Source organism: Halomonas sp. DP1Y21-3, assembly GCF_019801245.1.
GTDB classification, from domain to species: domain Bacteria; phylum Pseudomonadota; class Gammaproteobacteria; order Pseudomonadales; family Halomonadaceae; genus Halomonas; species Halomonas litopenaei.
Window position 1 is genome coordinate 139104 of record NZ_JAHVJM010000002.1, and the last position, 23897, is coordinate 163000.

Sequence of the window (23897 nt, forward strand, 5' to 3'; positions counted from 1 at the left end):
CGCTTCGAACAAATGAGCTCTCGGTCGGGCGTCGCTGCCCAACCGTTCCCCAGCGTAGGAAATGATCACGGCGCGTCCTAGAGGCGCAGCAATGACTTCGTGTAAGCCTCATGTACCTTCGGTCGGGTGACGACACCTTCGGCTAAGGCGCCCCGCGTCACCTCACGCCAGCAGCGCCTCGATATCATCGAGCAGCGCCTGGGGCACCCAGGCGCCACGGGATTCACTCAGCGCCCGCTCACGGTAACGACGCTGGGCCGGCAAGCGTGCGCCCTGGCCCAGCAGCTCGTCGAACAACCGCTCGGCCCTGTCCATGTGCGCCTCGCTGCTGGCGCCTGCGGTGCGCGCCGGGTCGATGGCGATGATCAGTTCGCCGTGGTACGGAAGTCCTGCGCGACCGGCGTCGTGCTCGCTTGACTCGACGCTCAGCAGGTCACCGATCATCGGGCCGGCGATCAGCTCGACCATCAACGCCAGCGCCGAACCCTTGTGCTGACCAAACGGCAGCATGGCGCCATGATCCAGCACTTCTTCGGGGTCGGTGCAGGGCGCCCCGTCGCGATCGACCCCCCAACCCTCGGGGATCGGCTTGCCCTCGCGGCGATGCAGCTCGATATCGCCCCGGGCGATGGCGCTGGTGGCAAAATCAAACACCAGTGGCTCGCGCCCGGGCCTGGGCCAGCCAAAGGCCAGCGGGTTGGTGCCCAACAGCGGACGACTGCCGCCGTGGGGCGCCATGTAGGCCTGGGTGGGGTTACAGGCGATCGCCACCAGGCCCTGTTCCGTCAGCCGCTCGAGTTCGACCCACAAGGCGGTGGAATGCACGCAGTGATTGATCGCCATCAGCGCGACCCCGGCGTCGCGGGCCTTGTCCACCAGCAGCGGCAGCCCCAGCTCGAAGGCCAGCGGTGAAAAACCACCGCCGGCATCGACCCGCACCACCCCCGCGGCCACGTCTTCGACCTCCGGGACGGCGTCGGCGACCGCCGCGCCCTGGCGCAGCGTCTGGACGATCCCCAGCAGACGGTAGAGCCCGTGGGAGTGGCTAGCGTCCATCTGCGCCGCCACCAGGGTCTCGCCGAGGGCCCTGGCCTGCTCGGCACTGAAGCCCTGGTGCTCCAGCACGCGGCGACTGAGCGACATCAGCGCCTCGCGGGTCAGGTAGGCCCCGTTGTCGGCGGTGGTGTCGGTGTCCTTCATGGGGGCGTCTCCTTTGTCAGTGTCCGGGGTCATTTCCACGAGGGGCCGCTCAACTGCTCGGGTAGCCACAGCGCCAGCGACGGGAAACTCAGTACCAGCGCCAGCACCACCAGCTGTACCACGATAAAGGGCACCACCCCGATGTACATGTGCTTGAGCGTCACCTCCGGCGGTGTGATCGCCCTGAGGTAGAAGATCGACGGTGCCAGCGGCGGCGTCAGATAGCTAGTCTGCATCACCACCAGGAAGGCCACGCAGAACCAGATCTCGTCGAAGCCGAGTGCACGCACGATGGGCATGGCCACCGGGATGACGATCAGCACCACCGAGATCATGTCGAGCACGAAGCCGGCCAGGAAGGCGATCAGCAGGATCATGCCGAGGATCATCCAGGGGCTCATGCCGGTGTCCATCAACAGCGACTGCACCGTGGCCATGCCACCGGCGGCGAAGAACACCCCGGCGAACATGTTGCCCCCCAGCACGATCAGCAGAATCATCGCCGAGATATTCAAGGTCCGCTTGGCCGAGTTCCACAGCACGTCCAGCGTCAGGTTGCGATAGGCCAGCGCCAGCACCACCGATCCCAGGGCACCGCAGGCGGCCGCCTCGGTCGGCGTGGCGATGCCGAGCAAGATCGTCCCGAGGACCGTCATGATCAGCGCCATGGTCGGCAGCAGCGCACCGAAGGTCATCTTGAGCTTCTCGCCGAGGGTCGCCCGCTCGGCGTCATCCTGCGCCATGCGCGGTGCCATCTCCGGCTTCAAGTAGGCGATCAGCACGATGTAGAGCAAGAAGAACAGCGCCATCAGGAAGCCCGGGAACATCAGGCCGCTGAACAGCGACCCCACCGAGACGCTGGCCACCGGGCCCAGCACCACCACCGTGATAGACGGCGGGATCGCCGTCCCCAGCGAGCCGCTGGCACAGATGGTGCCGGACATCAGCGACTTGCTGTACTGATGCTTGAGCATGACCGGGATGGCCAAGAGCCCGATCACCGCCTCGGTGGCACCGACCACGCCACTGGCTGCGGCGAACAAGGTCCCCATGACCACCGCGCCGACGCCCAGTCCCCCCGGCAGCCGACGGGTCCAGAAGTGGATCGCCGTGAACAGCCGCTCGGCGATACCGGAGCGCTCGAGCATGGCGCCCATGAAGATGAACAGTGGCACCGCCGCCAAAATCGAATTGGAGGCGGTGTCCTCGATCTTGGTCAGCAGCTGATAGGCGGCAGCGTCGCCGAACTGCATGATGCCGAACAGCGTCGCCACCAGAATCATCGAAAACGCGATCGGAAAGCCGGCGATGATGAAACCGATCAAAGCCGGGAACATCACCAGCGCAAGATAGTCGCTCATGCCGCGCCCCCTTGTTCGGGCGTGCGCCCTTGCATGATATGAACCGCCTTGAGGATCTCGGCCACGACCTGCAGCGCCAGCAGCACGAAGCCGGCCCACCAGGTCAGAAATACGGGCCAAATCACCGGGTTCCAGGCCGAGCGGCCGGAGCGTTCATTCGAGGCGAAGGCCTCCAGCGCATACTGCCCCAGCTCCCACACCAGCCAGCCCAGCACCGGCAGAAACAGCAGGTAGCCGACCAGGCGCACCGCTGCGTTGGTGCGATCCGACCAGCGCAACGTCAACAGATCGACGCTGACGTGCTGGCCCAGGCGCAGGGCGTTGGCCATGCCCAGCATGAAGATGGCACCCATGACCATGTAGCTGACCTCGAAGGCCCACAGGGTCGGGCGGCCCAGCACGTAACGGCTGAACACCTCATAGACCAGGGCCGCGATCAGCGGAAAGGTCAGCATGGCGCCCAGCCCTCCCGCCAGGCGGGTCAGCCGCTCGATAGCGTGAATAAGCTTCATCTCGTTTGCCCACAGGTGGTGGTAAAGACAGCGGCCCGACCAGGCAGCAAGGGGGTTAGCTCCTGCTGTCTGGCCGGGCCGCAAGGCGTGTGGTCAGTCGCGACCCATGGCACCGATCGGCAGACGATACTGCTGCCAGTTGGTCATGCTGGCCTTGAACTCACGCTGGGACTCGAGCACCCGGGCAAACCACTCGTTGCTCTCGGCGTTCTCGTCTTCCCACTTGCGCGTTTCTTCATAGATGGCGTCGATGAACGACTGATCCAGCTGGACGATCTCGTTGGGGCCGTCGACCAGCTCCTGATAGGCCTCGAGGTCGGCGTAGGAGCTCGCGAGCCAGGAGTCGAACACGCTGAGCTTGCCGGCCAGACGCAGTAGCTCCTGCTGTTCGGCGCTCAGCGCATCCCAGGCGTCCTGGTTGACCTGGCACTCGAGGAAGCCACCCGACTGGTGCACGCCAGGCAGGATCACGTACTGCGCCACATCCTGGAAGCCGGTGGGCTTGTTCATCTCGGGGCTACCCCACTCGGCGGCGTCGATCACGCCACGGTCCAGGGCGTTGTAGATCTCGCTGCCCGCCATGACCACGGTGGACGCACCCAGCTGGGAGGCGATCTCGGCCCAGGCGCCGGACGTGCGCAGGCGCAGACCCTGGAAGTCCTGCAGCGTCTCGACCTTCTTGTTGGAGTGCAGGAAGATCTCGGTGCCCAGAATCGAACAGGGGAAGGCCACCACATCGAAGACGTCACGGCGGAACTCTTCATACAGCTCCACGCCGCCGCCCTCGTACATCCACATCATGAACTCTTCCGGCGTCAGGCCGCTGGAATGCCCGGCCAGCAGCGCCGCGGTGGGATCGGTGCCGTAGTCGTAGTTGACGTAGTTGTGGCTGACCTCGGCCACCCCGGCCTTGACCGTATTGGTGACCCGCAGCGCGCCCCCCAGGGTGCCACCGGGGAACACCTCGATGGCGATGTCGCCGGCCGTCAGCTGGTCGACGTAGTCGGCAAAGGTCTGGGCATCGCGCTCAAGCCAGGGACCGCCGCCCCAGGGAGTGGCCATCTTCCAGTTCATTTCCTCGGCGTTTGCACTCAGCGAGGCACCCGCCAGCGCGGCCGCCAGGGCGACACCGCCCGCCAGTCGATTCAGTTTGTACATTATTATCCCCATTGGATTTTCTTGTGGAAATTAGGCGCTGTCCGAAAAGTCGACGAGCGAAGGTTAGACAAGGCAAAAATCGGTGAGAAGGCGCAGTTTACGGGGTGTAAATGAGCATTTTGATCCGATTTTTAACGCCGTATTACCGAGCGCAGGCACTTTTCAGACAAGCCCTAGGAGCGCAATGACCGTGCTGGCAAGCGCTTTGGCAACCCCGGGATCACGCCGGAGCGCCCGCTCACACGCACACACCTTGCTATTGTCGCGTTCGTGAATGAGGATTGCATATACGCAATATTCAGTCAAAACTATAAAAAAAGACCAACAATCAACGCTTTTTCTTGAAAAATTCGAGACGAAGGCGTCGGAGGCCAGCATGAGCGACACCGTCACCCCGCCCCCACGCGTCAGGGAGCGTCCGCGCAAGGCAGGTTCCATCGGCACCAACCTGAAGGCACTCAGAAGCGATAGGGGCCTGACCATCGCCCAGATGGCCGAGGCCTCGGGCAGTTCCGCCGCCAGCATCTCGCGTATCGAGAACGGCCGGCTATCCCCGACCTACGACGTGATCGTCAAGCTGGCCGCCGCCCTGGAGGTAGATGTCAGCGAACTCTTCTATCACAACGAACGCAGCGCCCTGAGCGGCTGGCGCACCCTGACCCGGGCGGGCCAGGGGCCGGTGGTCGAGACCCCCAACTATCGCTTCGAGCTTTTATGCAACGACATGGTGGCCAAAGACTTTCTGGTGTTTTCCACGACGGTGCTCAACACCAGTATCGAGGAGTTCGGCGAGTTGCAGCGCCACGCCGGGCATGAGCAGATCGTGGTGCAGCAGGGTGAGGTGGAGGTGTGGACAGAGCACTACGCGCCGACCCGGCTAAAGGTCGCCGACAGCATGTCCTTCGACAGCCAGATGGGCCACGCGGTGATATCGGTCGGCGATCAACCGGCGCGGATACTGTGGATCTGTACGTCCTGAGGGGCCCGGCAGCCGTAGGCTCGTCCCGACATCGAGCCCCATGCACACTGCGCCGGCCCGGGACAAGCGCCGGCGTGGCCGGCCACACAGGGGCCGACCACGCTCGTCGCCCGTAGCGCTTGCGTACAGGCAGACGAGCGATGGCTCAAGTGCGAGCGATAGTGCCAACGGCTTGCCGGGCAACGTCGCAACATCACCGATACGCTGGCGATGCCTGACGATGGCGACATCGATATCGACTTAGAACCTCCTCGTGCGGAGATCGCCACCAGACCAGCCGATGACTCATGATGCTGCTAGACTGCGCAAGGGCCAATAAGGCAAGGCTGGTCCTGCAGTGGCGGCCTGCGCCCAAAGCAGCAACGCACGGGTTACCCGTTCAGGACGAGATATCGCTGGAAGACATTCTGACGAACCGGCGCCTGCCGAGATCCACCAGGCTACACAGGACAAACACCACAGCGGCGAGGCTGACGATGGTCGGACCGGTGGGCGTGTCAAGCCAGTAGGCCGCCTGAAGACCGCCGCTAGTAGACGCGGCACCGATCACCGCTGCCATCAGCACCATGGCTTCCGGGGTACGGCAGAAGGGTCTGGCGGCGGCGGCGGGAATAATCAGCAGTGCAGCGATCAACAGTACCCCCACCACCTTGAGCGCCACCGCCACGACCACCGCCACGACCACCGCCAGGGACAGTGTCAGCACCAGCTGCTCGCGCCCGGGATGGATGCCATTGGCCCGCGCCAGATCCGCGTCCAGGGTCGCCGTCAACAGTGACGACCAGCGCCACCCCACCAGCGCCATGACCAGCAAGGCGCCGCCGGCGATCAACACCAGATCCCCCTTGCCGACCGCCAGAATGTCACCGAACAGATATGCCATCAGGTCGATACGCACCCCGGACACGAAGGACACCGCCACCAGCCCGAAGGCCAGAGCCGAATGAGCCATGACCCCGAGCAAAGTATCCATGGCATAGCCACGACCGCTGAGCAGTGAGACCAGGATCGCCATCAGCAGCGACACCACCAGCACTCCGGCGAAGATCGAGGTCGACAGCAACAGCGACAGTGCCACACCAAGGATGGCGGCGTGCGCGGTGGCATCGCCGAAGTACGCCATGCGGCGCCACACCACGAAACAGCCCAGCGGGGCGGCGGCCAAGGCCACACCGATACCGGCGAGCGCCGCACGCAGCATGAAGTCATCGAGCATCAGGCTGAGACCCTCAGTGAGCGGGCAGCGCCCACCTGCGCCAAGGCCGGGCTAGCGGCGTCTTTTTCGCGCAGATGTTCGTGGCGGTAGAAGGCGAGCGCGTCAGCGGTATCGGGGCCAAACAGCGCCTGATAGGCCGGTGACGCCAGCACTCGCTCGGGCGTGCCCTGGCAGCAGACGTGGCGATCGAGGCAGATCACCCGGTCCGAGGTGCGCATCACCACATGCAGCTCATGGCTGACCATCAGGATCGCGCAGCCCGTTTCGCGCCTCACCCGCTCGATCTGGCGATAGAAATCCGCCGTACCCCGGTGGTCGAGGCCCTGGGTTGCCTCATCGAGCAGCAACAGGTCGGGCTTCTCGAGCAGGGCTCGCGCCAGCAGAACACGCTGACGTTGGCCGCCTGACAACGACATCAACTGTTGCGAGCCCAGCTCAGGCACGCCGGCCTGCGCCAGGGCCAGCTGCACGGCTTCACGGGAACGTCGACGAGGCAGGTTCAGAAAGCGTGTGACCGTCATCGGCAGGGTCGGATCGATGGCCAGTCGCTGCGGTACATAGCCGATGGTAAGCCCGGGCCTTCGCACCAAACGTCCGCCAGCGGGCGTCAGCGCACCGATGATGGTACGCAAAAGCGTCGATTTGCCCGACCCGTTGGGGCCGACCAGCGTCACGATTTCGCCGCATTCGAGCTTGAGGTCTATGCCCTCGAGGATGGTCTGCCCTCCCAGGACGACCCGCAGATCATCGATCGACAATAGCGGCATGAACATTCTCCAGAGCCTTTCTTGACGTCGAAAACAATGTTATATCATAACAAAACATGCCACAATCACCCGCCCCGAGAACGCCCGAGAGATCGATGACGATGCACACCTCGCTACGCCCCCTTCTCCTCCCTTGCCTGCTGCTTCCTGCGGTGGCTGCCGCAGAGGTCCCCTCGGTGGCCGTGGATATTCCGCCGGTCCACAGCCTGGTGGAGCGCGTGATGGGAGACCTGGGGACGCCGCAACTGGTGATCCAGCCTGGGGCCTCTCCCCACGGCTACGCCATGCGTCCTTCCGAGGCCGAAGCACTGGCGCAGGCCGACGTGGTGTTCTGGGTCAGCGATGGGTTGACGCCCTGGCTTGCCAAGGCACGCCAGTCACTGGCGGCGGATGCGCAACAAGTCGAGTTGATGGAAAGCGCCGGCACGCAGCGCCTGACCTATCGCCAGGGCGCCACCTTCGAGGCCCACGATCATGATGAGCACCATGAGCACGAGGAGCATAAGGGCCACCGGCACCACGAAGAGCATGATGGCCACGAGCACGAGCACGAACACGACGCACATGACGGGCACGAGCACGAACAGCATGCCGGGCACGACCATCACGACCATTCAGGCTGGGACCCCCACGGCTGGCTGGACCCGGTCAATGCCCAGGCCTGGCTCGAAGCCATCGCCACCTCACTGGCCGAACTCGATCCCGACAACGCCGATATCTATCGACACAACGCAGAGGAAGCCCGCGGCGAGCTCGACGACCTGATCGATGAACTGGAGACCCGCCTCCAGCAGGCCCAGGGTACTCGCTTCATCGTCTTCCACGATGCCTACCAGTACTTCGAGCGCCGCTTCGATGTGCCGGCGGCCGGGGCGATCTCCCTGGGGGATGCCTCCGACCCGAGCCCTGCGCGTATCCGAGAGATCCAGCAGCGTGTCGCCGAACTCGGCGTGCAGTGCGTCTTCCGAGAGCCCCAGTTCAACCCGGCGCTGGTGGACAGCGTGTTCCAAGGCACCGGGGTCGAGACGTCGCTGGTCATCGATCCCCTGGGCGTCGACCTGCCGCTCGGTACCGAGCTCTATCCCGCATTGCTGCGCCAACTGGCCGACGGCGTCACCCGCTGCGCCGCCGAGGCCGAGTGATGAAAGCCCTGTTATCTCCAAGGCCTCCCCGGGGAGGCCACAACGCCCCACCGATCATCCCAAGGAGCAAGACGATGGACCCGATTCTGACCCGCCGCATGGCCGTCGCCGCAATCAGCGCCCTGACACTGGCGACCGCCCCCCTGGCCTTCGCACAAAGCGATTCCGCGGCCAGCGAAACGCACGATCACGATCACGATCACGATCACGATCACGATCACGATCACGATCACGACCATCATGATCATGAGCATGATCACGCCAAGGACATCTACGCCGGCTATTTCGACGACGACCAGATCAAGGACCGGCCGCTGTCCGACTGGGAAGGCGACTGGCAGTCCGTCTACCCCTACCTGCTGGACGGCACCCTCGACGAGGTGTTCGCCCACAAGGCCCAGCAGAGCGATGACAAGACCGCCGAGGAATACAAGGCGTACTACGAGATCGGTTACGAGACCGACGTCGACCGTATCGTCATCGATGGCTCTACCGTCTCCTTCCACGAAGATGGTCAGGTACTCTCCGGCGAATACGCCTCCGACGGCTACGAGGTGCTGACCTACAAGGCTGGCAACCGCGGCGTTCGCTACATCTTCGAGTACCAGGGTGAAGACGACAGCCTGCCGAACTACATCCAGTTCAGCGACCATGCCATCTACCCGACCGAGGCCGACCACTACCACCTGTACTGGGGTGACGACCGTGCGGCCCTGCTTGAAGAAGTCACCAACTGGCCGACCTACTACCCCTCCGAACTGGATGGCCAGGGTATCGTCGATGAAATGCTGGCCCACTAAGGCCTGAGTAAAGAAGGACCAAAGCCCCTCGAATGAGGGGCTTTGTTTTATCGGTGAATCGTTGCAAATGCCTGACTGACCGCCCACTCCCGCATCGCGATGGCCGCCGCCAGTAGCTGTCCGGTGGCCGCCTCCTGCTCAGTGAAGCCGGGGCCATCACGCAGAAAGTTGAGAGTCCCCAGAACATTTTCTCCACGTACGATGGGGACGTTGAGCACGGCCTTGAGGCCGAGACCAAGGATGGTCCGATGGTCACCGAAGGCCCAGACGATGTCCTCCTCGCCGTAACCAAGATTCACCCGTCGGTTGAGCAGCACCTTGTCGCCCCATTCGGTGTCGCGCTTGGGCTTGCGACCGCTTACCGGGTAGACATCGGGCAGGGTGGAGTGGATTCGCTCGACCTCCATGCTGTCCCGGTGAAAGCGCATGGCGGTAAAGAGTCCGTTGGGAATCGCCTCGGCGCAGCGCTCGAGCGCCCTGTCGAACGGTGTGGCCGGATCGATGATGTCGACCAGGATATCGGCAAGACCTGGGTTCATGGCGTCTCTCCCGGTTTGGCGGCGCGGACCCCGATCGCCGAGTTGCCCGCGCGACGCGGGTCGGCCACGGCGACGCAGCCGTCGTTGTCGTCCCTGGGATCGCCCCTTTTGTTGTCCCTGTTTTCATCATTACGCATCGCCAGGCAGATGCCGCCGGCCTTCCAGGTCAGTGCTGGCCAGGCCTCGAGCTTATGCCCGCGGGCGGCAAGTTGCTCGACCTGCTCGGCCGATAGATCCTGCTCGTAGAGCACCTGGTTGGGGTGCACGTCGTGGGGGGCGAAGCTGCCGGGAAAGGCGTAGGTGGCCACCCGGGGCGCCCGTACCGCTTGTTCGGCAGACAGGCCCAGGTCGCGCATATTGAGCAGCACCTGGATCATCGCCTGCACCTGAACGTCCCCGCCGGGGGTGCCCATGGCAAGCCAGGGCTTGCCGTCCTTGAGCGCGAGGATCGGATTGGGAGTAAGGCGCGGCCGCTTGCCCGGGGCCAGAGCGTTGAGGTGGCCGGGGATCGAGCGCGACTGGGATCCGCGCGAAGACACCGACAGTCCCGTGCCGGGGATCACCACGGTGTCGTAGCTGGGATCACTGGGTGTTGCCGAGAAGATATTGCCGTCGGCATCGATGACGCTGACATGGGAGGTATCAGCGCAGCCCACGCGATAGACCGCCGGCTCGCCACTGCGGCCTCCGGCGACAGCCGGCGCCGGCAAGGGATCCGAGCACTCGCCAATCGTTGCCAGCCGCGCCTTGATAAAGTTCGGCTCGAGCAGCGCCTCAGGGGCGATCGCCATATAGTCGGGGTCGGTGACGTAGGCCTCGCGGTCAGCGAAGACACGCTTTAGCACCTCAAGCACGAAGTGCAGGTCCAGGCGTTCCTGCCCGCCCTGCGTTTTCACGCTGGCCGACCTGCCCGCCGCCTCGATCATCGCCAGCGTCTGTGCCATGGAGATCCCCTGGCACCAGGCACCGCAGCAGTGCACGTCAAGACCACGAAAGCGCACCGCGTGGGTGGCCTCGTCACGCACCTGATAATTCGCCAGATCGTGCGCCGTCAAAAGGCCGCCGTTGGCGGCGTGGAAGGCGACGATGCGCTCGGCGATCGGCCCTTCATAGAAGGCCGCCCGGGCCGCCGCCAGCCCCGCCAGACGTCCACCGGGCGACGCAGCCTCGGCCTCGATCATCTGCTCGAGTGTCCAGGCCAGGTCGCGCTGGACAAACCGCTCGCCCACCTGCGGTGGCTTGCCCCCCGGCAGAAAGACTTCAGCCGTAGAGGCGAAACGCGCGTACTTCTCGACCCGAGAGGTGACAAAGTCGGCAAACAGTGGGTAGACCTCGAAGCCATCCCGGGCGGCGGCCAGGGCATCCTGGGCGACCTCGCCAAAACCCATGGTGCCCTTGTCCGCCAGCGCCTTGATCCAGCTTGCCGGCGCCGCCGGGATCACCGTTCGCAGGATGCCCTCGGGCACATGATCACCATGGTCGCGGTGCATCGCCTCGACATCCGCCGCCGCCGGCCAGCCGCCGACACCGTCCTGGCTGGTGACCTCGCCGGTTTCGGCATCAAACATGATAATCGGGGCGACCCCGGCGATGGAGACCAGGTCAGGCTGGACCACGCCGAGCGCCAGGCCAGCGGCGACGCCGGCATCCACCGCATTGCCGCCCTGGCGCAGCACTCGCTCCGCCGCCCTGGTGGCGATCGGATGTCCACTGGCCACCGCCCACGTCTCGTTCATGGTGTTGTCCTTGTACGGTTGATCATCTTTTCACCATCGTCGCCCATTAACTACGTAGTTGACAATAGAAACAGACCATATCTATCTTAGTTGAATGCAAAAGACGACCACCACCCTGTCTCTCGCGCCGCTGGTGACCCAATGGCAGGCCGCCAACACCAAGCGCACCAAGTACCTGCGCCTGGCCGAGGCGTTGAGTGCCTGCATTCACGCCGGAGACTACCGCCCAGGGGATCAGCTGCCGAAGGAAACCGAGATCTGCGACGCTCTGCCGGTGGGTCTTTCCACCGTGCAGAAGGCGCTGGGTCAGCTGGTGGAAAAGGGCCTGATCGTTCGTCGACGCAAGCTCGGCAGCTTTATCACCGATGCCCGTCATCAGGTGCCGGAGGTACACGTCTATCGCTTCCATGACCCGGCCACCGGCGAACTGATGATGCCCTACACCCGGGTGGTCGGGGTGCAGCGGGTCAGTACCTCGCAATACGGCGCCCTGCTTACCGGCTTCGACTGCGAGGAAGTGATGCGCGTCGACCGTCTGGTGTGGGTGACCGGGTCAACGCCGGCCTTCAGCGCCTTCTTCATGCGTCCCGAGGTCGCCGTCGAACTGCCAGACAGTAGCGAGGTACAGCACGGCGCTTCCTATCACCGCCTGCTGTGGGAACGCTTCGGGATCCGCACCGCCAGCGTCAGACACAGCGTCACGACAGAACTGTTGTCTCGCCAGGCCTGCGGGCATCTGGATCTGGCTGCGCCCCACGTCGGCATGCTGTGGGACGCCTTCGAGTATGACAGCGAAGATCGGCTGCAGCTGGTGCAGCGCTTCGAGCTGCCCCGTGGTCATCGACCGATGGAACTGGTCGAGACCAAGCCCTGAAACGCAACGTTCGCCCTGTCCCCAGGGCGGCACTCGAGCCACACAACCACAACAACACCGGAGAGTCCCATGAAACGCATTCTTCTAACCGCAGCCTCCACCCTTATGCTGGCAGGCCCGGCCCTGGCCGAGTGGAACCCGGACGGCCCCATCCGCCTGTGGATCGGCTATGGCGCCGGCGGGGGCACCGATGTCCAGGGCCGCACCCTGGCCAAGGAACTGGAAGCCACCCGGGGCTGGCAGGTGATCCCCGAGAACAAGGCCGGCGAGGACGGCACCGTGATGTCAGCACAACTCAAGGGCGAAGCGCCCGACGGCCAGACGCTGGGCTTCGCGATCACCACCACCTACGACTTTGCACCGATGAACAGCGACAACCTGTCGCCCGAAGACTTCACCTACATCACCACCACCGCCGGCTCGCAGATGGCGGTGCTGGCACGGGCCGACAGCGGCTGGCAGACCCTTGACGACCTTAGGGCCGCCGCGTCCGCAGGTAAGCCCATCGTCTGGGCCAACTGGGGCACCCAGGTCGAGGCCGGGGCAGAAATCGTGGCCCGCCAACTTGGCATCGAGGTCAACCACCTGCGCATGAAGGGCGGGCGTGGCACCCTGAACGCCCTGGTGTCGATGGATGCCAACGTGGGCTGGGGTGGCGGCGTACAGAAGCCGCTGGTCGAAGCCGGCCAGCTCAACATCCTGGCCTCCGCCGAGCAGGGACCGGTGGCCCTGGCACCGGAAAAACCGACCCTCCAGGACCTGGGGATCGACCTCAATCTCGGTTATCAGTACATCATTACCGCCCCCGCCGGCATGGATGACGAAGTGCGTGACGAGATCGCCGAGGCCGTTGCAGAGATCCTCGCCGACCCCGAAAGCGAAACCCGCCAGTTCATTGAAAAGCAGTACCCACCGGCGCCGATCGTCACCCAGGGCGAGGCGCTGCGCGAACAGATCCTGACCACCTATGAGTCCAACGTGGCAATGATGCAGGAACTGGCCAGATGAGCGATGCCAGTCGCCAGGCCGCCCCAATCCGGGGCGGCCGCTGGAACCTGTGGCTTGGTATTGGCCTTTTGGGGTTCTGCCTTTTGTGCGTAACGCTGTGGTTTCCCCGGGATATCGGCAGCGGCTTTCTCGAACAGAACCTCACCGGGCGTACCGTGCCCGGTGACGCCTTCTTTCCGGTGCTGCTGGTGGGCCTGATAGCCCTGCTGGCGAGCCTGTTGATCTTGAGCGAACTCCGTCATGGCGCCCGACGCTCGCACCCGCCATCCACTGGCGAACCGGTGGGACGCATCACCCCCGTCAATCTCGCCTTCCTGCTGCGCGCCATCATCGTGACGGCCGTAAGCCTGCTGGCGATAAACACAACCGGACCGCTGCTGGTCACGCTCACCAACGCCGCGGGCCTTACCGATTACAGCGGTTATCGTGCGGCTTCCGGCACCTTTCCCTTCGATGTATCAGGCTTCTTCGTCGGTGCCACCCTTCTGACCTGCGGCTATATCCATACCACCCGCCACCGACTCAGAGGGCGGGATGTGCTGGTGGCACTGGCCGCCGCCGCCGCCCTGGTGCTGCTGTTCGACGGACTGATCGACAACGTCCAGCTTCCTCCCAACGCCGATCTCTGAGGATTCCCCATGGAGCTGCTGCTGCAATACATCGGGCTCGGGGTCAGCTCGGTCTTCCACACCGCCGAGGGCGGACTCTGGCTGATGCCGCTGGCGATGACGCTGGTCGGCGTGGTAGTCGGTATCCTGATCGGCGCCACCCCAGGCATGTCCGGGCCCTTCGCCATGGCCATCGCTCTGCCGGTGCTGGTGTCGATCTTCGGCTATACCAACGAGGCGCTCTACCCGGTGCTGGGCTGCCTGGTGGGGATCATGAAGGGGGCCACGGTGGGCGGTGCAGTGCCCGCCATACTGTTCAACACCCCGGGCACCCCCGACGCCTTTCTCACCACCCTGGACGGCCATCCCATGGCCCAGCGAGGCCAGGGCCGCAAGGCGGTACAGACCGCCCACTTCGCCTCGGTGATGGGTGACAACGTCTCCGATCTGGTGCTGTTTATCGCCGCCCCGGTCATCGCCGTGGCGGTGGAGCGTATCCTCGGCCTGCCCGAGAAGTCAGCTCTGATTATCCTGTCGCTGTGCTTCATGGCCGCGGTGGTCGGTCAGGCTCCGCTCAAGGGGCTGATCGGCGGCCTGCTCGGCATGTTTCTGTCGCTGGTCGGCTCCACCCTGTCCGGCAACGGTCCGCGGCTGACCTTCGGCATCCCGGAACTCGGCGGCGGTCTGCCGCTGACCTCCGCCGTACTCGGCGTGCTGGTGCTCTCGGAGGTGCTGATCAGCATCGAGGACATGCGTCGAGCCAGGCAGCACAACGCCGCCCCGCCCAAGCCACCGCAAATGGGCCCGAAACTGCGCTGGCGAGAGCGCGGCGCCATGCTGCCGGCCATCCTGCGCGGCGCCGGTATCGGCACCATGATCGGCGCTCTGCCCGGCATCGGCACCACCACCGCCGCCACCCTGAGCTATGACACCGCCAAGCGTCACTCGAAGACTCCCGATGAATTCGGCCATGGCACCCCCGCCGGCGTGGTTGCCACTGAATCGGCGAATTCGGCGGTGTCCGGCGCCAACCTGATCCCGGTAATGAGCCTCGGCATCCCCGGCAACTTCGCCGCCGTATTCATCATCCTGGCGGTCGAGACCATCGGCGACTTCGCCTTCGGCCCCCAGGTGTTTCGCTTCACCCCCATCCAGGAGATCGAAGGCTTCGGCACCCTGTTGAACAAGGACCTGGTGACCGCTTTCGGCATCTTCACCATGATGGTGCTGGCCAATGCCTTCAACTGGACCATCGGCGGCGTGCTGATGGGCCTGCTGGGCTACCTGGTGCGCATCCCCAAGGACGTGATGCTGCCGGTGATCCTGACCATCTCGCTGACCGCCGCCTATGTCCAGGACGGCGGCTATCTTGGCCTCGTCACCGCCTGCGTGTTCGCGCTGATCGGCTACGCCCTGCGAAGGCTCGAGATCTCGATTTTGCCCTTCGTCATCGGCTTCTTGCTCGCCCCCACCCTGGAAGGCCTGGTGCGCGGCGCCTTCACCGCCTCCGGCGGCGATCCCTTCTTCCTGCTGACCTCCCCCATCGCACTGGCAATGCTGGCCCTGTCGGTGTGGTTGCTGGTGCGGATGGTACGCCAATCGAAAAGAGAGCGACCCAGCCAGAGGGCCAGGACCTGATCAGGCTGTCGCAGCCCATGCCTCGAGCTCGCTGATAACGTTACGCACCCTTGCGTAAAGTTGCGTAAAACGTGACGCCCAATGTACGGAAGCGCTTGGATCGACATGGAACAGAGGCCGGAACAGGCGCCGGAGGCAGGAATCGTCAGACCACCAGACGGTGCGAGAATCGTCGAGAGCTTTAGCTAAACGCCAGCCTTTTCTGCAAGATTGGTGCGCAAATGCCCTTCCGGCAGCTGGCATGCGCCTTGATCGCCAACATCGGCCCTTGGCTCGCATGCGTTCCGCTATACTTCCCGGACACCGCTCCCCGGGGTGAGCGGTACAGCGCGCAGCAAATTTCAAGATGGCCTGGCCGATGTGCGAACAATCCGACGTTAGAAGAGCTGGTTGTGAGGAATACAGAGAGCTACTGGCCTCGCTACGCCACTACGGCAACATCCGCTTCGCTATGCTCGCCCTTTTTTCGACTGCCACGGCCGCCATCATCGGCCTGAACCGAGGCGATGCTTCGCCCACGGCCGGCGATGCGTCCTTGAGCACCCTGCTGTACGAACTCATTCCCATCGTCGCAAGCTGGGTCTTTCTTCGGTTAAACGTCCAGCTATCTGAATACATCAATGCACTGGGGGACCAGGTTGCCCACTATCCACACTGCCACCTGAACAAGATAGAAGGTTTCAGATCCCGCAAGGTATCTAGCCTCTTCTACACCCTGTACGCCTCCGTACTCGGGTTCTGGATGCTCAAGGCCCTGCTTTTCCTGTTCGAAGTGAAGGGGCTGTCCTCCGCACTTGTGCCTTGAACAATGCCGGCACCTAGGTGACCTGCCCAATGACAAAGACTCAACGATTTCCAGCTGCCCCAGGATCGGTAGACGGCCCCCTACCACCAGCATCCCCAGAAAATCTGGTGTATCGATCTCTGCAAGGCTCGCCATGCCAGTCGGGAATGGCGAGATGAAGCCGCCAAACCCGCCATGAGCAGGAAATCGCGACGCTCGTCATCCATCACAGTGACGGATCGCTGTACCTCCAGCCCCGGCGGACCGGCGTCTGACGGAAAGGCCAGGGAGAGAGAACGCCGCTTGCGATAACACGGCGTGAGACAAAACGTTACCCACACAAAAACGACAAGACCCGCCGAAGCGGGTCTTGTCATTCATCTTAGTCAGCTAACTAGAAGTTAGATAACCTTGATGTTAGAAGCCTGAAGGCCTTTCTTGCCCTGGGTCACGTCAAAAGAGACCTCTTGACCGTCCTGCAGGGACTTGAAACCTTCAGCCTTGATTTCGGAGAAGTGGGCGAACAGGTCGTCACCACCGTCGGCCGGAGAAATGAAGCCGAAACCTTTAGCGTCGTTGAACCACTTAACTGTGCCAGTTGCCATGATCGATTTCCTTAACGCAGAGCGTTGTCATTACAGTTTGCCGGGTGTCATCCCAGAAATATGGATATAACAAGGGGGATATTGCCAGGCTACCGAATGATTCGATCACTACTGAAATATACGACTTGCTAACCAACGAGAAGCATCGTCTCACGGCTCGCCGCGCCTTGTCAAACCTTTTTAAAGCATGGCAACAGAACTTTCGCACGTTGCGCTGCTGGTCCTCGGGACGATCGAAAAAACATCATCAAGATCCGATAAAAAACTGAATTATTAATCACTTACACGAAATCAGCCTGCGTGATCGACATTGGCATCGTCCGGTACGGCCAGGCGATGGCGGCAATCACCCACGCTTTCGTCCTGCTCTCGGCCCAGCACTCCTGTCAATCGCGCGCCGCATGTGTACGACGGTTTCTCCTAATTCAGTCGTGCAAAACGCCAGAGTCTGGCGATTCGCCACGCTTTCCCTCTAGCAAAACGCTTCGGTTGGCCGAACACGGCTACCTCAAATCATCTCCTCGCTGCTATTCACTACCCCAACCTATTGAATAAAAAGACCAATTGGTCTTTCTGGCACGACTTGAGCAATAGCCATGTCAATCACAGGAGGACGCCAGGATGAAGGTCTCGCTGCCCCACAAACTCACCACCGCCTTAGCACTCACTGCAACCCTGGGTGGCTGCGCCTCCATCGGTACCGATCCCGTGGCACCGCGTGAAGGCTCGCGAGTGATGACCAACCACACGCCCTACACCCGCTGCCTGAGCGCACTCAGCCAACAACCCGGTGAAAACCTGCCAGTGGTCAGCGTAGGACAGATCCTCGACCGGACCGGCCAAGTCAGCTACTCGACCATCACCGAGAGCCGCACCTTGACCCAAGGCGTGTCTGAAATGCTGATCAGCGCGCTCTACAAGACCCGCAAGGTACGCCTGGCCGAGCGCCTCGACATTCGCATTCCGCTAGCCGAGCGCCAGCTCAAGGATGCCGGAGCCATGCAACGCGCGCCCGCAGCGCTCAACGTGCAGCCCGTCAACTACGTCATTCTCGGCGCACTCACCGAGCTCAACTACAACATCCTGACCCAGGGGGCACGCCTTTATGTAGGACTGATAGGCGCAAGCAACCGAGAAGCGGTCATCAACGTAGGCCTGGATCTCCGAGTGGTGGACGCCACTACCTTTCAGACCGTCTACGTCACCAGTTTGCAAAAGCAGATTGTCGGCAACCAGGTGGAAGCGGGCGTCTATCGCTTCTTCGACAATCAGCTCGTGGAATTCGATGCCGGGACGGTGAGGAACGAACCTCTCCAGCTCGGTGTTCGATCCGTCGTGGAAATGGCTGCATACCAGATCCTGACGGAAGGGCTCGGCCTGCCGATCAACGACACCCAAGCGTGTCAGGTGGCAGACGGGCATTACCCTGCGGCTTGAAAACATCCGAAAAAACAAGGAACGCCGTCATGAAAACTCAGCAAAAAACCGCACTGTCCGCTGCTATCGCCCTCACTGGTCTGATGTCAGCCTCCTCGGCCTTGGCCTTCGACTCGGTGACCTGGGTGTGGGATGCCACGGTCAACAGCACGGTCGACACTTCGGCGCTGTCTGAAGTCAATGTCGCCCCCGAAGGCCTGAACATGACCGAAAATGACCAGACCGCCCTGGGCACCATCAGCGCCACTAGCCTGGTCACCGCCGTCGACAACACCATCATACCGCTGCTCGATGGAAACGCCTTTGAAGACCTGGCGGCGGTAGAAAGCATCGCGACCGCAGTGGGTAACAACGCCGCGATCGAGTCCGATGTGTCGACCCAAACCGACAACTCTCAGGTGTACGCGGGGCTCGACGCCTCAGTCGGCACGCCGCTGACCGGAGAACTGGTGGATGCCACGCTGCCTGGTGCCGTCACCGCGACCGCCTCGGCACTCGCCATCCTCAACGCCACGGTAGACGTGGACGCAACGGCCGTAGGCAACAACATGACCGTCGACCTGACCACCCTGTCTGACAACGACGCCTTCGCCATCACCAACAACGAACAGCTCTCTGTGGCACTGGTCACCAGCACTGCCACTGCCGACGGTGTGCTGTTCAACGGCATCAACGGTATGGGAGGAGGCGATACCGCCGCCGTATCCTCCACCGCCACCGCCGTGGGCAACAACCTGTCGGTCAAGGTGGATGGCAACTTCTGATTCCTCATCTCAACCCTGGCTCGGGCATCCGTGGCCTCCACGGATGCCCTGGGAGTTCTCTCATGACACGCACAGTTAACCGACATGTTTCCGACATTGACTGCCTCCCCCTCGACTCTGGTGCCCTTCCCTCTCGGCGATGGGCCAGCTGGATGGCCGCAGCCCTTGGCGCAGCGCTTCTATCTGCCGGTGGCCCCGCTGAGGCGAGAGATCGAGATCCGCTCGTCGGCCCCTACCCCTACGACTTCCCCGCGCGAGCCAGCATCCAGGGTTCCCTCATCCTGCAGGAGGCACGGCGTCGCAATAACGGTAGTGGAGGTTCAGGATCTGGCGGCAGCGGCAGCATTAATGCCGGTGCCATCGTCAACAACAATTCCACGTCGATCGCCGTGGGCAACTGGCAACAGATCGAAATGACCCTGGGCGATGGGGCAGAGGGTCTGATCATGACCGAAAACCATCAGACTAATGAAGCCGAGGCCAACGCCCTGTCAAAGATCAATACCACGCTGAACCTGGATGCCGAGAGCTCAGAGGACGTGATTTCCAACGAACAAACAGCGAAGTAGCAATAACTTGCCCTAGCAATAATGAGAAATTCAGTACTCAAAGTGGAATAACTACGAATGGAGTACCAGCCAAATCCCAGACAATGTCAAACACTGTTAAAGCAACCTTTAAAACAAGGAAAGCTGCTTCGAGTCTGGCTAGGGTGGCAATTGACTCTTGTACGAATCAGAAAGGCTGCGGCAACCGGTACACCCGTTCATACCGAAGCCATCGGTGTCATCAAACCCGATCGCCAAGCGCTGATCGGACGGCGCACTGAAAGATGGCGACGCACGCATCCAAAGAGCACCTCGAGTGACAACTCGTACAAGCTCTGAAACCGGCTTAGAGCCAGCCAAGGGTATTGCCATGACGTCTTACAATGCGCAGGAGCATCACCTTACTTCAACCACATGTCTCCCCAAGCCTGGAGTGCTGATCATCGTAGTCGAGGATGACACCGATACCGCTCACCTCTATCAGACCATCCTGGCCACGCGTTACCACCACGTGGCCGTCTGCCACAGCGGTAGTGAAGCCGTCGCCAGGCTGGTCAGCCACCAAGGCCCTGCCGTAGTGGTACTGGACTACCACCTTCCCGACATGACCGGTATCGAAGTCATGGCCACCTGTCGTGACCTTGAACACCCAGTCGCCTGCATGATGGTGTCCGCCGACCGCCTGAACGACCAGGAGGCCGGATGCGGCGAGGCGATACGTCTGACCAAGCCGCTCGGCTGTCAGACGCTGCTGCAGTGGACCGCAAAGCTCGTGCACAAGGTACAGACTGCAGTTCACGGCGAAGGCCCCGGCGACCATGCCCCCGAAAATCTGCTGATCGGTCAGAGCGCCGCCATGCAACACCTCCGCACGCTCATCCCACGCTTGGCGCAGTCGCGTTCTCCCTTGTGGCTACACGGAGAAAGCGGGACCGGAAAGGAACTCGCAGCGCGCAGTGTGCACTACTGCAGCCCAAGATCCTCCGGTCCGTTTGTGGCCGTTAACTGCGCAGCATTTCCCGAGGCACTGATCGAATCCATGCTCTTTGGTCACGTCAAAGGAGCCTTCAGTGGTGCCACGCGGGATCACAAGGGTTTCTTCGAAGCGGCCGACCAGGGCACCCTGTTTCTCGACGAAGTCGGCGATATGCCACTGCCCTTCCAGGCCAAGCTGTTGCGCGCACTTCAGACCGGCACCATCACTCCCGTGGGAAGCACGCGAGACGTTCGTGTCGATTGCCGGGTGATCACCGCCTGCCACCGAGACTTGGCGCAGTCCGTGCGAGAGGGGGCGTTTCGGGAGGATCTCTATTACCGTCTCAACGTTCTGAGTCTTGCCTTGCCACCCCTGCGCGAGCGACAAGGGGACGCCTTGATGCTGGCAGATCACCTGCTGGAGTCGCTGGCCAGAGAAGAACGTATCGCAGTCTGCCCCCTGGATGAGGAGGCCAGAAACTGGATCCAGCAGCACGACTGGCCCGGCAATGTCCGAGAACTGGAAAATCGTCTGAGGCGCGCCTTGCTGCTATGCGACGGAAAAGCGATAACGGTCAACAACCTGATGCTGAACGATGACGAGCGCCTTCCGTCCGCACTCCCGCCCTCGCAAGCGCCGTCTGGCGTCGGTATACACTTCAGCCCAGGTCGCATGACCTTGCGCCAGATAGAAGACGCGGCCATCGAAGCGACTCTGGAAGCCTGCGACGGCTGTATAGAACGCGCCGCCCGGCAACTCGGAGTGGCGGCGTCCACCTTGCACCGACGGCGCAGGCGCCAGGCCGCCTGAGGCATGTCGAGACCAGCGGCCCGGACACCAGCAAACTCACACACTGTCCTCAGACAAACCTGGGGCGGGCGCCGGTCCCCGCCTCCTCGGTACCTGACATGGGACACTCGAACGCCAAGGTCCATCGCCGATGACACTGCGACAAGACCTTATGCATCGGTGCCGCTAGGCCGCTCAGGACAGATCGATACCCCTGCCACGCCATTGGCAAACCGCGTCACTACCCCCGCGCTCGATACGGGCAATTTGCTCGCGACAGTGCGACATTTTTGCCTTCGGCGCCAACTGCTCCAAGCGCGCCGCTTCCGCGGCAAGCTGCCGACACCCCAACGAGGCCGACGCGCCCTTGAGCGAGTGCGCCTCGCGTTTGATCCGCTCACGGTCACTGCCATCGACAGCCTCGCGCAACGCTTCGACCCGACCATCGAGTCGAGAGAAAAACGCTGCGAGCAGCGACTTCAACGTCTCATGCTCCAGGCTCTGCTTGAGTTCGATCACGGTGTCAGCATCCAGGCCGCCCCTCCCGACGCAGCTGTGATCCTGCACGGGCCTGGCGGCGTCAACATCGGCAACCTGCTCGGGCGCGTAGTCAAAAGGCACGACATGCAAAGCAGCCTGACGGCGCCTGGGTGGGTAAGCGCGAAGGACATCGGCCAGCTCCAGCCGCGTGAAAGGCTTGCTCAGAATGTCGTCCATTCCCGCATCACGACATGCCTGCCGATGCTCCGGCATGACATTGGCCGTCATGGCCACAATAGGCAGGTGGCCCTCGCCCTCTTCGGCACGAAAGCGCCGAGTCGTCTCCACGCCATCCATGCAGGGCATCTGCATATCCATCAGCACCAGGTCATAGTCCTTGCACTTCATCGCAGCCAGCCCCTGCTCTCCGTCTTCGACAAGGTCGAAGGTCTGACCGAGGCGCTTGAGCAAAGCGGCCACCAGATCCCGGTTGACAGGGTTGTCTTCCACCACCAGCAGATGTCGTGAGGCCAGTGCTTCAGACGGATCGTCGAGCAGACGCTCGCTGACACCCTCGGCGGCGCTCAGTGGAAGACAAAAGCGAAAGACGCTGCCCAGGCCCGGCATGCTGTTCAATTCAAGGTTTCCCCCCATGGCTTCTATCAGCCGGTAGCAAATCGCCAGGCCAAGACCGGTCCCCTCGTGACGGCGCGACAGAGATGTATCCACTTGCGTGAATGGCTCGAAAAGCGCAGCCTGGACCTGTTTGTCGATGCCGACTCCAGTATCACGCACCTCGAAGATGATCGACGCAGGCTTTCGCGATTGGACAGCGAGCGTAATGCTGCCCGCCTGGGTGAACTTGAAGGCGTTGTCCATCAGGTTCATCAGCACTTGTCGTAGGCGGGTCGCATCACCGATCACCACCGCAGGCAAGTCATCACCTAACTGCACGATAAACGACACGTCTCTGGTCTGACGTGATCGATATCCTTCGGCAAGCCTCGCGACCATCCGCGTCAAGGGAAACGGCGAATGGTCAAGATCAAGACGTCCGGCCTCGATCTTCGAGTAGTCCAGTACGTCATTGATGACCGCGCGCAGCGAGGCGGTGCTTTCCCTCAGGGTCGCAAAGTGCTGCTCACGCTTTTCCTGGCAGGGCTCATCCTCGAGCACATCGAGCATGCCCACCACACCATTGAGCGGGGTGCGGACCTCGTGACTCATGATCGCCATGAATTCCGACTTGGCCTGACTCGCCGCTTCTGCCTGCTGCACAGCACGCTGAAGTTCCTGAGACTGCTGCTGCAGACGCTCACCGTGGCGAGCACGAGAGCGCGCCTCGCGCCACAGCGCCATGACAAGATAAGTTCCTGCCAGCATGATCAATATCATCAGCACGAACAGCAGGACGTACACCCGCAGCATGCCCTGCCGGGTCTGTTCACGAACGCTCGCGAGCGCCTTGTTATGGTCGAGCAGCAACCGTTCCGCATCGTCACGCATGGCGCTGATCAGCTGTGACAATTGCCGGCGCTGAGCAGGCAGCGGTGCCAGCGCTTCCTGGTAGAGTGGCTGCAGCAGTACATCAATATCTTCAAGGCGGGCATCGAGGTGCCACAATGCTTCGAGGAGCTCAGGTTGTGAAGCCAGATATTCTCGATATTGTCCTTGCTGCAGCAGCTTTATCCGGCCGTAGAGAATGTCGAAACGCTCCATCAGCCGGGTCCAGGAAGAAAGCTCGCCACGAGTACCTGATACGCCGTGCGTAAGCTGGCTGTCCACCTGCTCCAGCGCCACTTCGACTTCACGTGATTGACGATCCAGTTGATAGATCGCCCAGGTGACGTTCTCCAGCCCTTCATGTCGCAGTCGATCGTGACGCTGGAAAGCGGTCACACCAATGACAAGACAGGCCGCGAACAGCAAAAGTGCCGCTGCCGCGGATAACTTGAGACCGCGCGCCTCCTTCATCG

Annotated in this window: 22 protein-coding genes; 12 read left to right on the forward strand and 10 right to left on the reverse strand. The window is 62.5% G+C overall.

Going from position 1 to position 23897, the window contains the following annotated elements:
• Nucleotides 1-162 precede the first annotated feature (162 nt).
• From KUV74_RS05900 to KUV74_RS05915, 4 genes are all read right to left on the reverse strand, one after another.
• On the reverse strand, nucleotides 163-1200 hold the full coding sequence (locus KUV74_RS05900) for an Ldh family oxidoreductase (protein ID WP_124803100.1): 1038 nt from the start codon (nucleotides 1198-1200) through the stop codon (nucleotides 163-165).
• Between the two features lie 29 nt (nucleotides 1201-1229).
• Nucleotides 1230-2561 (reverse strand): TRAP transporter large permease subunit, encoded by a 1332-nt coding sequence (locus KUV74_RS05905; RefSeq protein ID WP_045992516.1) that lies wholly within the window; start codon nucleotides 2559-2561, stop codon nucleotides 1230-1232.
• Complete coding sequence (locus tag KUV74_RS05910) at nucleotides 2558-3073, reverse strand: TRAP transporter small permease subunit (RefSeq protein ID WP_108133679.1); 516 nt, start codon at nucleotides 3071-3073, stop codon at nucleotides 2558-2560. Before KUV74_RS05910 ends, KUV74_RS05905 begins: the two co-directional genes overlap by 4 nt.
• A 93-nt stretch (nucleotides 3074-3166) precedes the next feature.
• The gene (locus KUV74_RS05915) at nucleotides 3167-4231 is read right to left on the reverse strand and encodes a C4-dicarboxylate ABC transporter substrate-binding protein (RefSeq protein WP_222515872.1); all 1065 of its coding nucleotides are present in this window, start codon (nucleotides 4229-4231) and stop codon (nucleotides 3167-3169) included.
• Nucleotides 4232-4607: 376 nt separating this feature from the next.
• Between KUV74_RS05915 and KUV74_RS05920 the strand changes: the two genes are divergently transcribed.
• Nucleotides 4608-5210, forward strand: a complete 603-nt coding sequence (locus KUV74_RS05920; RefSeq protein ID WP_222515873.1) for a helix-turn-helix domain-containing protein — start codon at nucleotides 4608-4610, stop codon at nucleotides 5208-5210.
• 379 nt (nucleotides 5211-5589) lie between these two features.
• On the opposite strand, the gene KUV74_RS05925 is transcribed toward KUV74_RS05920, so the two are convergent.
• The gene (locus tag KUV74_RS05925; protein ID WP_222515874.1) at nucleotides 5590-6426 is read right to left on the reverse strand and encodes a metal ABC transporter permease; all 837 of its coding nucleotides are present in this window, start codon (nucleotides 6424-6426) and stop codon (nucleotides 5590-5592) included.
• Nucleotides 6426-7193, reverse strand: a complete 768-nt coding sequence (locus KUV74_RS05930; protein WP_222515875.1) for a metal ABC transporter ATP-binding protein — start codon at nucleotides 7191-7193, stop codon at nucleotides 6426-6428. The genes KUV74_RS05925 and KUV74_RS05930 overlap by 1 nt, the downstream gene beginning before the upstream one ends.
• A gap of 95 nt (nucleotides 7194-7288) precedes the next feature.
• Here KUV74_RS05930 and KUV74_RS05935 point away from each other — a divergent pair, with 95 nt between their 5' ends.
• Together KUV74_RS05935 and KUV74_RS05940 are read left to right on the forward strand one after the other, a co-directional pair.
• Nucleotides 7289-8335, forward strand: coding sequence for a zinc ABC transporter substrate-binding protein (locus tag KUV74_RS05935; protein ID WP_315900723.1), 1047 nt, complete (start codon nucleotides 7289-7291; stop codon nucleotides 8333-8335).
• A 74-nt stretch (nucleotides 8336-8409) separates the two neighbouring features.
• A complete protein-coding gene (locus tag KUV74_RS05940; protein WP_222515876.1) occupies nucleotides 8410-9135 on the forward strand; it encodes a ZinT family metal-binding protein in 726 nt (241 codons plus the stop codon).
• Nucleotides 9136-9182: 47 nt separating this feature from the next.
• On the opposite strand, the gene KUV74_RS05945 is transcribed toward KUV74_RS05940, so the two are convergent.
• Nucleotides 9183-9674 carry a GAF domain-containing protein gene (locus tag KUV74_RS05945; protein ID WP_222515877.1) on the reverse strand — a complete coding sequence of 164 codons (492 nt, stop codon included), beginning with the start codon at nucleotides 9672-9674 and terminating at the stop codon, nucleotides 9183-9185.
• Nucleotides 9671-11410 (reverse strand): gamma-glutamyltransferase family protein, encoded by a 1740-nt coding sequence (locus KUV74_RS05950; protein WP_222515878.1) that lies wholly within the window; start codon nucleotides 11408-11410, stop codon nucleotides 9671-9673. Before KUV74_RS05950 ends, KUV74_RS05945 begins: the two co-directional genes overlap by 4 nt.
• Nucleotides 11411-11504: 94 nt before the next feature.
• Here KUV74_RS05950 and KUV74_RS05955 point away from each other — a divergent pair, with 94 nt between their 5' ends.
• The 5 genes from KUV74_RS05955 (at nucleotide 11505) to KUV74_RS05975 (ending at nucleotide 16343) form a co-directional block, all read left to right on the forward strand.
• Nucleotides 11505-12284 carry a GntR family transcriptional regulator gene (locus KUV74_RS05955; protein WP_222515879.1) on the forward strand — a complete coding sequence of 260 codons (780 nt, stop codon included), beginning with the start codon at nucleotides 11505-11507 and terminating at the stop codon, nucleotides 12282-12284.
• Between the two features lie 69 nt (nucleotides 12285-12353).
• Nucleotides 12354-13292 (forward strand): tripartite tricarboxylate transporter substrate binding protein, encoded by a 939-nt coding sequence (locus KUV74_RS05960; RefSeq protein WP_222515880.1) that lies wholly within the window; start codon nucleotides 12354-12356, stop codon nucleotides 13290-13292.
• Nucleotides 13289-13921: a tripartite tricarboxylate transporter TctB family protein gene (locus tag KUV74_RS05965; protein ID WP_222515881.1), complete on the forward strand. Its 633-nt coding sequence runs from the start codon at nucleotides 13289-13291 to the stop codon at nucleotides 13919-13921. Before KUV74_RS05960 ends, KUV74_RS05965 begins: the two co-directional genes overlap by 4 nt.
• A 9-nt stretch (nucleotides 13922-13930) precedes the next feature.
• Complete coding sequence (locus KUV74_RS05970) at nucleotides 13931-15538, forward strand: tripartite tricarboxylate transporter permease (protein WP_222515882.1); 1608 nt, start codon at nucleotides 13931-13933, stop codon at nucleotides 15536-15538.
• Nucleotides 15539-15884: 346 nt separating this feature from the next.
• A complete protein-coding gene (locus tag KUV74_RS05975; RefSeq protein ID WP_157033093.1) occupies nucleotides 15885-16343 on the forward strand; it encodes a hypothetical protein in 459 nt (152 codons plus the stop codon).
• Nucleotides 16344-16723: 380 nt separating this feature from the next.
• Here the strand turns inward: KUV74_RS05975 and KUV74_RS05980 are convergent, their stop codons facing one another.
• Complete coding sequence (locus KUV74_RS05980) at nucleotides 16724-16927, reverse strand: cold-shock protein (RefSeq protein WP_045993826.1); 204 nt, start codon at nucleotides 16925-16927, stop codon at nucleotides 16724-16726.
• 621 nt (nucleotides 16928-17548) lie between these two features.
• Between KUV74_RS05980 and KUV74_RS05985 the strand changes: the two genes are divergently transcribed.
• The 4 genes from KUV74_RS05985 (at nucleotide 17549) to KUV74_RS06000 (ending at nucleotide 21462) form a co-directional block, all read left to right on the forward strand.
• The gene (locus KUV74_RS05985) at nucleotides 17549-18364 is read left to right on the forward strand and encodes a CsgG/HfaB family protein (protein WP_045993825.1); all 816 of its coding nucleotides are present in this window, start codon (nucleotides 17549-17551) and stop codon (nucleotides 18362-18364) included.
• Nucleotides 18365-18393: 29 nt separating this feature from the next.
• Nucleotides 18394-19128 carry a hypothetical protein gene (locus tag KUV74_RS05990; RefSeq protein WP_045993824.1) on the forward strand — a complete coding sequence of 245 codons (735 nt, stop codon included), beginning with the start codon at nucleotides 18394-18396 and terminating at the stop codon, nucleotides 19126-19128.
• A gap of 152 nt (nucleotides 19129-19280) precedes the next feature.
• Nucleotides 19281-19697 carry a hypothetical protein gene (locus KUV74_RS05995; protein WP_222515883.1) on the forward strand — a complete coding sequence of 139 codons (417 nt, stop codon included), beginning with the start codon at nucleotides 19281-19283 and terminating at the stop codon, nucleotides 19695-19697.
• A gap of 349 nt (nucleotides 19698-20046) precedes the next feature.
• A complete protein-coding gene (locus KUV74_RS06000; RefSeq protein WP_083970521.1) occupies nucleotides 20047-21462 on the forward strand; it encodes a sigma-54-dependent transcriptional regulator in 1416 nt (471 codons plus the stop codon).
• A gap of 174 nt (nucleotides 21463-21636) precedes the next feature.
• On the opposite strand, the gene KUV74_RS06005 is transcribed toward KUV74_RS06000, so the two are convergent.
• On the reverse strand, nucleotides 21637-23895 hold the full coding sequence (locus tag KUV74_RS06005; protein ID WP_222515884.1) for an ATP-binding protein: 2259 nt from the start codon (nucleotides 23893-23895) through the stop codon (nucleotides 21637-21639).
• Between the last annotated feature and the right edge of the window lie 2 nt (nucleotides 23896-23897).

What these genes read in the sequence shown, in the direction of transcription:
- KUV74_RS05900 (WP_124803100.1), bottom strand. Translation starts at nt 1,200, where the DNA reads ATGAAGGACACCGACACCACCGCCGACAACGGGGCCTACCTGACCCGC.
- KUV74_RS05905 (WP_045992516.1), bottom strand. Translation starts at nt 2,561, where the DNA reads ATGAGCGACTATCTTGCGCTGGTGATGTTCCCGGCTTTGATCGGTTTC.
- KUV74_RS05910 (WP_108133679.1), bottom strand. Translation starts at nt 3,073, where the DNA reads ATGAAGCTTATTCACGCTATCGAGCGGCTGACCCGCCTGGCGGGAGGG.
- KUV74_RS05915 (WP_222515872.1), bottom strand. Translation starts at nt 4,231, where the DNA reads ATGTACAAACTGAATCGACTGGCGGGCGGTGTCGCCCTGGCGGCCGCG.
- KUV74_RS05920 (WP_222515873.1), top strand. Translation starts at nt 4,608, where the DNA reads ATGAGCGACACCGTCACCCCGCCCCCACGCGTCAGGGAGCGTCCGCGC.
- KUV74_RS05925 (WP_222515874.1), bottom strand. Translation starts at nt 6,426, where the DNA reads ATGCTCGATGACTTCATGCTGCGTGCGGCGCTCGCCGGTATCGGTGTG.
- KUV74_RS05930 (WP_222515875.1), bottom strand. Translation starts at nt 7,193, where the DNA reads ATGCCGCTATTGTCGATCGATGATCTGCGGGTCGTCCTGGGAGGGCAG.
- KUV74_RS05935 (WP_315900723.1), top strand. Translation starts at nt 7,289, where the DNA reads ATGACGATGCACACCTCGCTACGCCCCCTTCTCCTCCCTTGCCTGCTG.
- KUV74_RS05940 (WP_222515876.1), top strand. Translation starts at nt 8,410, where the DNA reads ATGGACCCGATTCTGACCCGCCGCATGGCCGTCGCCGCAATCAGCGCC.
- KUV74_RS05945 (WP_222515877.1), bottom strand. Translation starts at nt 9,674, where the DNA reads ATGAACCCAGGTCTTGCCGATATCCTGGTCGACATCATCGATCCGGCC.
- KUV74_RS05950 (WP_222515878.1), bottom strand. Translation starts at nt 11,410, where the DNA reads ATGAACGAGACGTGGGCGGTGGCCAGTGGACATCCGATCGCCACCAGG.
- KUV74_RS05955 (WP_222515879.1), top strand. Translation starts at nt 11,505, where the DNA reads ATGCAAAAGACGACCACCACCCTGTCTCTCGCGCCGCTGGTGACCCAA.
- KUV74_RS05960 (WP_222515880.1), top strand. Translation starts at nt 12,354, where the DNA reads ATGAAACGCATTCTTCTAACCGCAGCCTCCACCCTTATGCTGGCAGGC.
- KUV74_RS05965 (WP_222515881.1), top strand. Translation starts at nt 13,289, where the DNA reads ATGAGCGATGCCAGTCGCCAGGCCGCCCCAATCCGGGGCGGCCGCTGG.
- KUV74_RS05970 (WP_222515882.1), top strand. Translation starts at nt 13,931, where the DNA reads ATGGAGCTGCTGCTGCAATACATCGGGCTCGGGGTCAGCTCGGTCTTC.
- KUV74_RS05975 (WP_157033093.1), top strand. Translation starts at nt 15,885, where the DNA reads ATGGCCTGGCCGATGTGCGAACAATCCGACGTTAGAAGAGCTGGTTGT.
- KUV74_RS05980 (WP_045993826.1), bottom strand. Translation starts at nt 16,927, where the DNA reads ATGGCAACTGGCACAGTTAAGTGGTTCAACGACGCTAAAGGTTTCGGC.
- KUV74_RS05985 (WP_045993825.1), top strand. Translation starts at nt 17,549, where the DNA reads ATGAAGGTCTCGCTGCCCCACAAACTCACCACCGCCTTAGCACTCACT.
- KUV74_RS05990 (WP_045993824.1), top strand. Translation starts at nt 18,394, where the DNA reads ATGAAAACTCAGCAAAAAACCGCACTGTCCGCTGCTATCGCCCTCACT.
- KUV74_RS05995 (WP_222515883.1), top strand. Translation starts at nt 19,281, where the DNA reads ATGGCCGCAGCCCTTGGCGCAGCGCTTCTATCTGCCGGTGGCCCCGCT.
- KUV74_RS06000 (WP_083970521.1), top strand. Translation starts at nt 20,047, where the DNA reads ATGACGTCTTACAATGCGCAGGAGCATCACCTTACTTCAACCACATGT.
- KUV74_RS06005 (WP_222515884.1), bottom strand. Translation starts at nt 23,895, where the DNA reads ATGAAGGAGGCGCGCGGTCTCAAGTTATCCGCGGCAGCGGCACTTTTG.